Genomic DNA, 12,805 nt, shown 5'->3' on the forward strand with positions numbered 1-12,805 from the left:
TCAGTCACGCAGCGCTTCCTTGACGGGACGGAACGAGCGCCGATGCCAGGGGGACGGCCCGAGGCGCCGCAGCGCCTGGCGATGGGCCGCGGTGGGATAGCCTTTGTGGGCGGCGATACCGTAACCGGGCGCCAGACGGTCGAGCAGCTGCATCTCGCGGTCGCGGGCCACCTTGGCCAGAATCGAGGCGGCGGCGATTTCCGGGACGCTGGCGTCTCCGCCGATCACGGTTTCCACCGGCATGGGCAAATCAGGGGCGTGGCGGCCATCCACCCGGACTGCAGCCGGTTGCAGCGCCAGGCCGGCCACCGCCCGCCGCATCGCCAGCAGGCTGGCCTGGAGGATGTTGTGGCGGTCGATCTCCGAAGGCTCGGCCCGGGCCACGCACCGGGCCAACGCCCGCGCCTCGATCTCCCGGGCCAGGGTCTGGCGCCGCCCGGCCGTCAGCTTCTTGGAATCGGTCAACCCCTCGATAGGCCGGGCCGGGTCGAGGATCACGGCAGCGGCGAACACCGCCCCCGCCAGACAGCCGCGCCCGACTTCGTCCACCCCGGCCCTATAGTCCATCGGCGTCAGTGTTCGGCTTCGGCTGCCGCGCACATAATCTCGGCGCTGGCGACGAAGTCACCGTCCACCTCGGCGCGGCAGGCGAAGGCCGAGATGTTGCGCTTGTGGCGCAGGTATTCCACCTGCAGCTGCAGCTGGTCCCCCGGCACCACCGGGCGCTTGAAACGGGCCTTGTCCAGCCCCACCAGATAGTAGATGAAATTCTTGCCGGCCAGGACTTCCGGGGCGCTTTCCGAGGCCAGAAGCCCCGTGGCCTGGGCCAGCGCCTCCATGATCAGCACGCCCGGCATGATCGGCTCGCCCGGAAAATGGCCCTGGAAGAAAGGCTCGTTGTAGGAAACGTTCTTGATCGCTACCAAGCGCTTGCCCGGTTCGCATTCGATGACCCGGTCCACCAGCAGGAAAGGATAGCGGTGGGGCAGGTAGCTCATGATCTTGTGGATGTCCAAAGGCCCGGTCTCCCTCGATTGAATTATTTCATCTTCGCCAGGCGTTTCTGCACCTTGTCGGTCACGTCCACCCGGTCGCTGGCGTAGACGACCCCGTCGGTCAGCAGGAGATCGTAGCCTTCCTCCTTGGCCAGGGACTTGATGGCCTCGAACACCTGCCGCTGCAGCTTGCCCAGCTCCTCGTTGCGGCGCAGGTTGAAGTCCTCGCGGAATTCCTCCTGGGCGCGCTTGAGCTCCCGTTGTTTGGCGAGGATTTCCCGCTCCAGCTTGCGGCGCTCGGCATCGCTCATCACCGCCGCGTCGCGGGACATCTTCTCCTCCAGCTTCTTCAGCTCTTTCTGCATCGCCACCAGACGCTTGTCGCGCGGGGCGAATTCCTTCTCCAGACGTTTTTTCGCCGCCTCCGCCTGGGGCGCCTGCTGCAGCACCCGGGCGACGTTGACGAAGCCGATCTTGATTTCCGCCGCCCACGCCAACGAACTGACACTGAGCAACAGGGCAGCCAAGCCGCCGATCCAGATACGTCGCATCGTTTTACTCCTCAAAAATTGAAACATTCACACATCGTCAGAATCCGGCCCCGAAGGAGAACTGGAACACCTGCTCCTCATCCCGGCTTTTGGCGTTCAAGGGCTGGGCCAGGCTCACTTCCAGAGGACCGAAGGGTGACAGCCACTGGGCCGAAATGCCCGCGGAATAGCGCAGATCCCCCAGTTTCAGACTGTCTTCGAACACGTTGCCGGCATCGAAAAACACCCCCATACGAAACGCGGAACTGAGCTCCTCGCTCAGGAACGGCACCGGAAAGAACAGCTCGGCCCCGCCGACGAGCTTGACGTTGCCGCCGAAGGGATTGTTGTTGGAATCCCTGGGACCCAAGGTGTTCTGGCGGAAGCCGCGCACCGATTTTACCCCACCGGCGAAGAAGTGTTCGAAGAAAGGCAGTTTGCCGGTGCCGCCGTAACCGTCGCCGTAGGCCAAATCCCCGTGCAGGGAGAAGATCAGGTCCCGGGTCCAGGGGAAGAAATAGCGTCCCCGGGCGCGGATTTTATAGTATTCCAGATCGAGGAAGGGCAGCGATCCCAGCAGAGAGAGGGAGTGGCGCCCCCCGCGGGTGGGAAACACCGCTTTGTCACGGGTGTCGTGCACCCAGGTCAGCCCCAGGGTCACGACCCCGTAGGTCCGGCCATTTTTATCAATGAAATCGAATATCTCTTTGGAGGTGTTGGCGCTTGTCTTCAGTTCCGTGTGGCTGAAGTCCATGCTGGCGTTCAGATGGTCCCATTCGGACAGGGGAATGCCGCCACTCAAACCCGCCGCCAGGGTGTTGGTGGTGTAATTGGCGATGTTGGCGTTATTGGCGTCGAGGCTGCGGTAGCTGACGTTGAAGCCCGCACCGATGCCGTCGAGGGTGAAATAGGGATCGTAAAGGTTGACCCGGTAGATGGTCGATACCCGGCTGTTGTTGAACTCGAAGCTGACCCGTTTGCCGGTGCCGAGAAAATTGGTCTGGGACACGCTGGCGTTGAAGATCAGCCCCTGCACCTGGGAGAAGCCGATACCGGCGCTGAGGTTGCCGGAGGGCTGTTCGGTCACCGAGAAATTGAGGTCGATCAGATCCTCCGCCCCCGGCACCTGCGGGGTTTCGACGTTGACCTCCTTGAAGTAACCCAGGCGCTGGATGCGCTGCTTGGACTGTTCGATCTTGGTGGACTGGGTCAGCGCCGCCTCCATCTGGCGCATTTCCCGCCGCACCACCTCGTCCTGGGTGCGGGCGTTGCCCTTGATGTGAATCCTGCGCACGTAGACCCGGCGGCCGGGGTCGACGAAGAAAGTCAGCTTGACGGTCTTTTTGGCCTCGTCGATTTCCGGCACCATGTTGACGTTGGCGAACAGGTAGCCCTCGTCACCGAGGCGTTTGGTGATGGCGTCGATGGATTCGGTCGCCGCCTTGCGGGAAAACACTTCCCCCGCCCCCAACTTGAGCAGCGCGATCAGTTCCTGGGGCGGGACGATCAGCTTGCCGGTCAGGCGCACCGATTCGAGGCGGTAGACGTCGCCCTCCTTGACGTTGATGGTGATGTAGATGTCGCGCTTGTCCGGGGTGATGGCCACCTGGGTGGATTCGATCTCGAACTTGAGATAGCCGCGGTCCATGTAGAAGGAGCGCAGGCGCTCCAGATCGGCGGCGAGCTTCTGCTTGGAATACTGGTCGTTCTTGGTGTAGAAGGACAGCCAGCCGGTGGTGCCGAGCTCGAACTGGTCGAGCAGGGTTTCATCGTCGAAGGCGCGGTTGCCGACGATGTTGATGCGCTTGATCTTGGCGACCTTGCCCTCGGCGATCTTGATCAGGATCGCCACCCGGTTGTGAGTGATCGGGGTCACCTCGGTCTTGATCTTGACGCCGTACTTGCCGTGGCTGAAATACTGGCGCCGGAGCTCGCTTTCGATCTTTTCCAGCAGGCGGCGGTTGAAGATCCGCCCCTCGGCCAGGCCGACGCTTTCCAGCGCCTTGGTCAGATCCTTGGTCTTGATGTCCTGGTTGCCGACGATCTTGATCGCGGCGATGGAAGGCCGCTCCACCACCTCGATCACCAGCACGTTGCCCTCGCGCGCCAGACGCACGTCCTTGAAGAAACCGGTCTTGAACAGGGCCCGGACCGCGGCGGCGGCCTTGTGCTCGTCAAGGGTCTCGCCCGGCTTGACCGGCAGATAGTTGAAGACGGTGCCGGCCGCGACCCGTTGCAGACCCCGGATGTGGACGTCCTCCACCACGAAAGGCTCCCACGCCAGCAGGCTGCCGGTCCAAAACCAGACCAGCCAGCCGAATGTGCGCAGGCGCTTCATACCGGGAAGGCGACAGGATGAAGGGTTATCGCTGGATTTCCTGTTCCAGCTGTTCGAGGCTGATGTGGCGGACATCCTTGCCCTTGACGTAATAGATCAGGTATTCGCACATGTTGCAGCTGCGGTCGCCGATGCGCTCCAGGGAGCGCGCCGACCACATGATGTCGAGGGCGATGGGGATGTTGCGGGCATCCTCCATCATGTAGGTGATCTGCTGGCGGACGATGGTTTCGTACTCCTGGTCGACGACCTTGTCCTCCTCCACCACTTTCAGCGCCAGGTCCACGTCCATGCGGGCGAAAGCGTCGAGGGCGTCATGCAGCATGGAACGGACCTGCCGGGCCAGCTGCTCCAGCTCGCTGAGCTGATTCCTGCGCGGCTGGCGGGTGCTGAGATCGAGCGACTGCCGGGCGATGCCGCGGGCCTCGTCACCGATGCGTTCGAGATCGGCGATCATCTTGATGACCGCCAGCACCAGACGCAGATCGCGGGCGGCCGGCTGGCGCCGGGCCAGGATCTCGGTGCACTTCTCGTCGATCTCCACCTCCATGGAGTTGACCTTGTAATCGTTGGCGATCACCTCCTCGGCCAGGGCCACGTCGTTTTCCAACAGCGACTTGACTGCGTCGGCCAGCTGGGATTCCACCAGGCCGCCCATGGCCAGAACCTGGTGGCGCAGATTTTCCAATTCCTGTTCGAACTGCTTGGAGATATGCTGATGCACCTGTTCCCCTGCCATACGTTTTTTCCTGCCCGCGGACAAATTGAGGCCATTGTATGCTGTTCGGTGGGGATTCTCAATCGGCGTTCAAGCGCTTGAGCAGCGCTTCTGCCTGCTTCCGCTCGGGAAAATCGGGATGGCGCTGGAGCAGACGCTTCAGTTCCAGTCCCGCCTCGTGCGCGCGGCCGGCAGCAGCCAGGGCTTCAGCCCAGTGCAGCCGGATGTTCGGAAGATGCGGGGCCTTCACCGCCGCGTCCTGCAGGATCGGCAGTGCCTCGCCGACGCGCCCCTGGCGCAGATAGACCCAGCCCACCGTATCCAGGATCTCCGGCCGCCCCTGGGCGAGCGCCTGCAGGCGGCGGGCGCTTTCCAGCGCTTTGGCATCCCCGAGCTGTTGATACAGCCAGGTCAGATTGTTGCGCGCCACCACGTTCTCCGGGCTGGCAGCCAGCACTTTCTCATAGGCTGCGATGGCCGCCTGCGGCCGGCCGTCGGCCTGCTCCGCCAGGGCTAGGCGCAGCCAGGCGCCGGTATCGTCCGGATGCTTGGCGAGCCAGTCCTGCAGGAACCGGCGGGCTTCATCCGCTTTGCCCAGCTGTCGCTTCAGGAAGAAAAGCTGCTGCGCCGTCACCGGGCCGGGCTGGCGTCGGTGGGCGGTTTCCAGGGCTTTCAGGGCCGCTGCATAGTCCTTTTGCGCCAGAGCCACCTGCCCGGCCCAGAAATACCCCTCGGCCCGCTCCGGGAAACGGGTCTGCAGCTCTTTGGCCGCAGCCAGCGCCTCGTCGTAGCGTTTCTGTTCGAGCAGCAGCCGTAACCGGGCCACCGTCGCCGGGAGGAAATCCGGCTTGAGCTGCAGGGCCCGTTCCCAGGCCGTCAGGGCCGCCTCCGGCGCGCCGTTCCTTTGTTCGGCGACTCCGAGCCGGTACAGCGCCATCGCGTTGTCGGGCCGCTTCGCCACCAACCGGCGCAGGGTTGCGGCGGCGCTGGCCGCCTGCCCCGCCGCCAGCTGTCCCTGGGCGGTCAGCAGCAGGGCCAGCGGATGATCGGGGTGTTTCTCCAGCACCGGCCGCAACACACCGACCGCCTCGAGGCCCTGGTTCCGGGACAGGTGGTAACGGGCCAGCATCACCGCCGGCTCCGGCCGCTGCGGGTCACTGTCGTGCGCCTTTTCCAGGTAATCCCGCATCGCTTTGAGATCCTTCCGGGCCTCGGCGATCTGGGCCAGCCCGATCAGGGCCATGACGTGCCTGGGATGCTGCTGAAGGATCGTCCGGTAAAGGGATTCAGCCTCGTCGAGCTTGCCCTGGGCAACCTTCAGCCGGGCCAGGTTCAACCGCGCGGTGACGTAATCGGGGAAACGCGCGATCGCCTCGCGCCACTGGCGCTCGGCTCCGGCCTTGTCCCCCTTGGCCATCAGCACCCCGGCGATCAGATTGGCCGGCATCGGGTTGTCGGGCATTGCCGCCGCCATCTTTCTGGCCACCGCCAGCGCCTCGTCGTAGCGCTTCTGGCGCAGGCGCGTCAGAACCAGCATGACGTCGGCCTGGACCAGTTCCGGCTCCAGGGAGACGGCCTGTTCCAGCTCCCCCGCTGCCGCCTCCAGATCGCCGCCGGCGATCTTCCCCAGCGCCAGCTGGGTGCGGATGGCGGCGACATCCGGCGCCAGTTCCGCGGCCCGCCCCAGCAGCTCGGTGGCGCGGTCGAACTTGCGCTGCTGCAGATAGGCGCTGCCCAGCAACGCCAGAAGCTGGGGATCGTCCGGATGGCGATCGAGGTAGGGTTCCAGCAGGGCGACCGCGTCCTCGGGACGGCCGCGTTTCAGCTTCACCGCCCCCAGTACCTTGGCCACCGCCACCTGGTCCGGCTTCCTGGCCCGTACCGCCTCCAGATATTCCTCCGCCGCCGCCAGTTCGTTCTGACGGTAGGCGATCATGCCCAGCAGCAGCTTGCTGGGCAGGTGGGAAGGCACCCGGTTGATCACCCGGGTCAAATTCTCCTTGGCCTGGTCCAGGCGCCCCTCCCGAAACGCCAGCAACCCCTGGAGATAATGCAGCAGGGGGGCGTCCGCGGCGATCCCGGCAGCCTTCTCCAGATCGGCGGCCGCCTCCTGGGTGCGCCCCTGGGCGATCGCCACCGCAGCCCGCCCCAGCAACGCCCGCAGGTTCCCGGGCTGGGCTTCCAGCGCCTGGGTGGCGGCGGCATAGGCGCCTTCCAGGTCGCCCAGCTGGCGCTTGGCTTCCATCGCGATCAGGTAGGCCGCAGGCGGCGTTTCTTCACCCTGCAGCAACGGCTCGACTTCCTTCAGGGCCTGTTCCGGCTGGCCCTGCGCCAGGGCCAGCCGGGCCCGCCCCAGACGCCCTTCCGGCAACCGCGGCGCCAGCTTCAGGGCCGCGGCGAAATCCCGGCCAGCCGCCTCCAGCTCCCGGCGCTGCAAATGGGCCTCGCCCCGCAGGGCGTGGAGTTTGGCCTTGAGCACCGGATCTTCGACCTGGTCCGGCTGGATCCCGTCCAGCACCTTGCGGGGCCGGTTCTGCAGCAGATAGGCCCTGCCCAGCGGCTCCAACCAGCGTTCCGGCGCCAGGCCGCCGTCACGGGCCTTCTCCAGTTCCTTCACCGCCCCGGCGGCGTCTCCCTGGCGCAGATAGGTCTGTCCCAGCAACAGCCGGGCCTCGGCGTCCAGAGGATTTTTCCGCAGGTGATTCTTGAGCTGAATCACCGCCGCCCGCAGTTTGCCCTGTTCCAGGTAGGTTTGGGCTTCCTGCAGGTAGTTCTCCCCGGCCCAGGCGATCGCGGTGAAAAAACCGGCGGCGACAAGCAAACGGCGCATATCAAGAAACCTTCAGGTTGTGTTTGCCCAGCAAAGTATACAGGGTCGGGCGGGTCACATCGAGAATCTCCGCCGCCTTGGCGACCTTGCCGTCGGCGGCGCTCAGGGCCGCCGCCAGGGCCTGGCGCTCGGCCTCCTCGCGCGCCTCTTTCAGGGTCAGCAGCCGGCGATTCGTTTCCGGCGGGCTCAGCTTGAGGTCCTCCGCCCGGATCTTCGGCCCCCGTGCCAGCGCCACGGCGGTCTTGACCCGCCCCTGCAGCTCGCGCACGTTGCCGGGCCAGTCGCAGGCATCGAGCGCGGCCAGGGCGGATTCGTCGAAGTCGAGCAGATCGCGCTTCATCTCATGGTTGTAGCGGTGGAGGAAGGCGCGGGCGAGCACGGCGATGTCCTCGCGCCGCTCCCGCAGCGGCGGCAGCTCGATGACGGACTCGTTGATGCGGAAATAGAGATCCTGGCGAAAGCGTCCCTGCGCGATCAGCGCCTCCAGATCCTGGTTGGTGGCGCAGACGATGCGCACGTCCACCGGGATCGGCTGGCGCCCGCCGATGCGTTCGATGGTACGCTCCTGCAGGAAACGCAGCAACTTGGGCTGGAGGCTGGGAGGCATGTCGCCGATCTCGTCCAGGAACAGGGTTCCGCCGCTGGCCATCTCGATCTTGCCCACGGTCTGCTTGGCGGCGTCGGTGAAGGCGCCCTTTTCGTAACCGAACAGCTCGGCTTCGAGCAGGGTTTCCGGAATCGCGGCGGCGTTGATGGCGACGAACGGCCCCTCCCGACGTCTGCTGAGATTGTGCAGCGCCCGCGCCATGACCTCCTTGCCGGTGCCGCTCTCACCCAGCAGCAACACGCTCAGATCGGTGGTCGCCAGCCGCTCCAGCAGCCGGCAGATCTCCACCATCCTGGGACTGGCGGCGATCACCCCGTCCAGCGGGTGGTTCACCTGGGAGCGGGCGAGTTTGCGGTTCTCCTCCTCCAGTTCGTAGAGGCGCATCGCCCGCTCGACCACGAAGGCCAGCATGTCCGGTTCCACCGGTTTCTGGTAGAAGTCGTAGGCCCCCATGCCGATGGCACGGACGGCATTGTCCACCTGATCGTTGCCGGTGATGACGATAACCTTGGTATGGGGACTGTGGTGGAGAATGGCCTCCAGGGTGGCGAACCCCTCGCTGACGCCGCCGGGATCGGGCGGCAGGCCGAGATCCAGCGTCACCACCGCCGGAGGGCGCTTCTTCACCACCGCCAGGGCGGATTCCCGGTCACCGGCGGTGACCACCTTGTAGCGGTCGGCGAAATTCCATTTGAGCTGGCTCTGCAGGCCGGGATCGTCCTCGACGATCAACAAAGTGAAGTCGCTCACGCAGGCACCTTCTTGTCGCAATCGGTATGGTTCTCTTGCACGGCCAGGGGCAGGACGAAGCGGAAACAGCTCCCTTCACCGGGTGCGCTCCGGACCACCAGATCCCCTCCCATCTGGCGGGCGTATTCGCGGCTTTCGTAGGCACCGATGCCCATCCCCGTCAGCCCCTTGGTGGTTTCGAAAGGCTTGAACAGACGCTGGCGGATGAAGGCCGCATCCATACCCGGACCGTTGTCCTCCACTTCAACTATAGCCTGCCGGCCCTGCCTTGCCAGTCTCACCCGCACCCGGCCGCGCTTGCCGGCCGCCTCCTGAGCATTCTGGATCACGTGCTCGAACGCCGACGCCAGGCGTTCCGCCTGGCCTTCGACCCACATCTCCTCACGGGTTTCGCAGACGAACTGCGGCCGGGGCAACTGCCCGGCCCGGGCCGAGACCACTTCCTCGAGCAGAGGACGCAGGGCGATCCGTTCGGACTGCTGGGCCTTGCCCATGCTCTTGAGCTGCTCCAGCAGCCGGCTCATCTTGCCGACGGCGTGCTCGACCGTCGTCATGGCGTCGCGAAAGAATTCCGGGTTGCCGGCATGGCGCTCGGCGTTGCGCACCACCAGGGACAACTGGGCGATCAGGTTCTTCAGGTCGTGCACCACGAACGCCGACAGACGGTTGAAGCCCTCGAACTGGCGCGCCTCCAGCAGCCGGGCGGCGGTTTCTTCGAAGGCCAGGAAGCCAGCGGCCTGGCGGCCGGCGGTCTTGAGCACGTCGATCACCTCCCAGTTGCAGTCCAGGGGAACCCGGGGGCGCAGCAACAGCACCATGCCCCACAGCTCATGGCCGTGGAACAGCGGCACCAGCAGCCAGGCGTCGCGGCAGTCCGCCAGCCACGGCGGCCGGGACAGAGCTTCATAGAGTTCGGGAAGCCGCTGCAGCTCGTCCAGGTCGATGACCCATTCCCGCCGTTTCATGAAAGCGATGGCGGGATCGTCCGCCTCGATCCACGGAATTTCCCCTGTCTGACCGCCCCAGTCGGCCCGTTGCAGGTAACGGCCGCTGTCGCTGCGCACCCACAGCGCTCCTCCCGGGCTTTCCACCAATTCCGCCAGCGCCCGGATGACCCGCTCTCCCAGCGGCGTGCCGTCGTCGTCCTGGGACAGGACCGCGGTGATCCGCAGCCATTCCTTGCGGTAATCGTAACGGTAGTTGAAGAAATGCTTGTTGAGAAATATCCGCAGCCGCGCCCGCAACTGGCCGGAGAACAGCAGCACCGCCAGCAGCACCAGCGCCGCGACCAGAAACGCCGCCTGTAACACCCGCCCCCATTCCCCGCCATAGAGGCGCACGTAATAGCCGGCGGCCGCCATCGTCAGCAGATACAGGCCGGCACCGAACAGGGCGGTGGAATGAAAGACCACGTCGCGAGAAACGAAGGCATCGATCGACCAGTCCGGATTGCGCACCGCCGACACCGCCAGCAGCGGCACCAGCAGGGCGCTGATCAGCCCCCGCGCCTGCCACAGTTCGGCATTGATGCGCTTGAACAGGAGGGCGTCTGCGTACAAATAGAATTCGTAAGCGAACAGGGTCCCCAGCGCCAGGCACAGGAATTTGACCGCCCAGCGCCGCTCCGGATGGAGGTTGCGGTACAACTGCTCCAGCAGCACCAGCCCGGTCAACGCCAGCAGCAGCTGGCCCATCAACGGCCATTCCGTCACCTGCCAGGCCCCCAGGAAACCGTCGACCCAAGGGGCGCTCCAGTGATAGGCCAGCAGCATTCCCCCCAGGACGTAACTGGCGAAACGCCAGCGGCGCAGCCGCCCGCCGTCGGGGAGAAGCTGCCACAGAAACACCAGCCACAGCAGCAGATGCCCGGTCTCCAGCGACCACAGCCAGGCGAGCGGCACGGTGTGATAGGCCAGCTGCCAGGCGTTCACCGCCGCCCACAGGGCCGTGCCGGCGATGGCCAGCAGCAACAGACCGCCGTGCCGGCGGCCGCGCCACCCCGCCGCCAGCGTCAACCCCAGCACCAGATAGGCGGCGGCTCCGATGCCGTAGCTGACCGCACCGATCCAGCCGTTCACCTCAGCGCGCCCCCTTGCCCCACAGCACCACCTCCACGGTCCGCAGCAGGATCAGAAAATCGAGGAACAGACTGTAGTTCTTGACGTAATACAGATCGTACTGGAGCTTTTCCAGGGTGTCCGCCTCGTTCTCCGCATAGGGATAACAGACCTGGGCCCAGCCGGTGATGCCGGGCTTAACCCGATGGCGCTCGGAATAGTAGGGGATGGTTTCGGCGAAGCGCTCGACGAATTCGGGCCGTTCCGGACGCGGTCCCACGAAGCTCATGTCGCCCCGGAAAACGTTCCACAGCTGCGGCAGCTCGTCGATCCGGGTCTTGCGGATGAAACGGCCCACCCGGGTCACCCGGTCGTCGTTGGCCTTGGCCATCCTGACGCCATCCTTCTCCGCATCCGGGCGCATACTGCGGAACTTGAGCACCTGGAACAGGCGCCAGTCCTTGCCCACGCGGGTCTGGCGGTAGAAAATCGGGTACCTGCCACGGCTCTCGATCTTGATCGCCGCCGCGGTCGCCAGCATCACCGGCCAGGCGACCGCCAGCAGCGCCAGGCTGGCGCCGATATCGAACAGGCGCTTGACGAACATACCGCTTTTCATCCGGAAACCGTCGGAGAACACCAGCCAGCTGGGATGCAGGCAGTCGATCTTGACGATGCCGGCCTCGCGCTCGAAGAAGGTCAGCAGATCGACGACGTCGAAGCCGCTCATCTTGCAGTCGAGGATCTCGTCCACGGGAAAACCCCGGCGGCGGTCGTCCGGCGCCACGACGATCTCGTCGATGTCCTCCCGATCGGCGAACTCCCGCAGCGGCACATCCAGGCTTACCAGATATTCCGAAGGCACCCGGCAGTTCTCCTGCCCCATGCGCACGAAGCCGGCGAAGGCCAGATTGCCGTATGGCAGGCGGCCCTGGAAATCCAGAATCTTCCTGGCATTGTCCCCGGCGCCCAGCACCAGGATGCGACGACGCAGGCGCCGGTTGTCGACCAGACGGTAAAACAGATAGCGCAGCAGCAACGTGGCGGTGAAGGAAACCAGCAGGGCGAAACCGAACACGCCGCGACCGATGAACAAGTCGGGTAAGGCGTAAAACACCAGGCTCATCGCCACCGCCGCCAGGAAGATACTGACGCCCAGCCGCAGCACCAGACTGGAGACACTCCACTGGGCGGCACGCTGGTACAGCCCGACGCCCACGTTGCAGAGGAGCACGGTGACGGCGAAGAGGAAGGCCACCAGCAGCCAGTCGTCCTCCGGACGCCAGTCGTTGCTGCGGAGGAAACGCAGGCTGCCTCCAATGTAGATGGCGCCCAGATACAGCAGGAATTCCACCACCATCAGACCGAGATAGGCGGTGGAAACGTAATGACGAAAGATGCGTATGGTCGGCATGGATGATCCTGTGCTTGTCCAGGCGGGCCGCGTAAAGACGACAGGTGGAGAATGTTTATGCTAACAAAAAACCTAAGCGTGATGGCAAACAGGCTCAGATCTCATCGTAACCGCGGGACCGCAATCCCCAGCCGAACAGTGACAGCATCTTGCCGTCGGTGCGCCGCAGACGGGCGGCCAACACCTCGGCCAGATGGCGGTAAACGTGCGCGCCCGCTTCCGGGTGTGTCTCCAGATAGGTCAGCAGTGCCGCCGCCTCGATCTCCGCCACCTCACCGTCGCTCAGGGCGATGACGTCGGCCCCGTGGGCCTGACCGTCGATCAGGGCCAGCTCCCCCACCACGTCCCCCACATTCAGAACCTGAAACCCGGTGCGCACCAGCCGATCCCCCAGAGCCAGCGAGCCGGTCACCTGCAGCTGACCCGCCAGCACCACGAAGACTTTCCCGCAACGTTGCCCTTCCCTTACAATGACGTCATTGACACGAAAGGTGCGCCGGCGCCAGTGGCGTCCCTCCTGCAGCTCCCCCTGGTGGATCAAGTTTTCCAACATGGCCGCATCCCGA

At 65.1% G+C, this 12,805-nt stretch carries 10 protein-coding genes; all 10 read right to left on the reverse strand.

Translation table 11 applies throughout. The features are described 5' to 3' along the window. The 10 genes from rnhB to MCIT9_RS11605 all read right to left on the reverse strand — a co-directional run bounded on the left by rnhB (position 1) and on the right by MCIT9_RS11605 (position 12,792). Positions 1-567 carry a ribonuclease HII gene (gene rnhB, locus MCIT9_RS11560; RefSeq protein WP_317705029.1) on the reverse strand — a complete coding sequence of 189 codons (567 nt, stop codon included), beginning with the start codon at positions 565-567 and terminating at the stop codon, positions 1-3. A gap of 5 nt (positions 568-572) precedes the next feature. Beyond that, entirely contained in the window at positions 573-1,016 is a 444-nt protein-coding gene (fabZ, locus tag MCIT9_RS11565) for a 3-hydroxyacyl-ACP dehydratase FabZ (protein WP_317705030.1), read from the reverse strand. 23 nt (positions 1,017-1,039) lie between these two features. Further along, positions 1,040-1,546, reverse strand: coding sequence for an OmpH/Skp family outer membrane protein (locus MCIT9_RS11570; RefSeq protein WP_317705031.1), 507 nt, complete (start codon positions 1,544-1,546; stop codon positions 1,040-1,042). Between the two features lie 37 nt (positions 1,547-1,583). Further along, positions 1,584-3,863 (reverse strand): outer membrane protein assembly factor BamA, encoded by a 2,280-nt coding sequence (bamA, locus tag MCIT9_RS11575; RefSeq protein ID WP_317705032.1) that lies wholly within the window; start codon positions 3,861-3,863, stop codon positions 1,584-1,586. 25 nt (positions 3,864-3,888) lie between these two features. Further along, positions 3,889-4,602 (reverse strand): phosphate signaling complex protein PhoU, encoded by a 714-nt coding sequence (gene phoU, locus MCIT9_RS11580; RefSeq protein WP_317705033.1) that lies wholly within the window; start codon positions 4,600-4,602, stop codon positions 3,889-3,891. Positions 4,603-4,660: 58 nt separating this feature from the next. Then, positions 4,661-7,411, reverse strand: a complete 2,751-nt coding sequence (gene prsT, locus MCIT9_RS11585) for an XrtA/PEP-CTERM system TPR-repeat protein PrsT (RefSeq protein ID WP_317705034.1) — start codon at positions 7,409-7,411, stop codon at positions 4,661-4,663. 1 nt (position 7,412) lies between these two features. Then, on the reverse strand, positions 7,413-8,768 hold the full coding sequence (gene prsR / locus MCIT9_RS11590; RefSeq protein ID WP_317705035.1) for a PEP-CTERM-box response regulator transcription factor: 1,356 nt from the start codon (positions 8,766-8,768) through the stop codon (positions 7,413-7,415). Beyond that, entirely contained in the window at positions 8,765-10,846 is a 2,082-nt protein-coding gene (prsK, locus tag MCIT9_RS11595) for an XrtA/PEP-CTERM system histidine kinase PrsK (protein WP_317705036.1), read from the reverse strand. The genes prsR and prsK overlap by 4 nt, the downstream gene beginning before the upstream one ends. A 1-nt stretch (position 10,847) precedes the next feature. After that, entirely contained in the window at positions 10,848-12,239 is a 1,392-nt protein-coding gene (locus MCIT9_RS11600; protein WP_317705037.1) for a TIGR03013 family XrtA/PEP-CTERM system glycosyltransferase, read from the reverse strand. 94 nt (positions 12,240-12,333) lie between these two features. Beyond that, positions 12,334-12,792 carry a Crp/Fnr family transcriptional regulator gene (locus MCIT9_RS11605; RefSeq protein ID WP_317705038.1) on the reverse strand — a complete coding sequence of 153 codons (459 nt, stop codon included), beginning with the start codon at positions 12,790-12,792 and terminating at the stop codon, positions 12,334-12,336. Between the last annotated feature and the right edge of the window lie 13 nt (positions 12,793-12,805).

The organism is Methylomarinovum caldicuralii, assembly GCF_033126985.1.
Lineage (GTDB): Bacteria > Pseudomonadota > Gammaproteobacteria > Methylococcales > Methylothermaceae > Methylohalobius > Methylohalobius caldicuralii.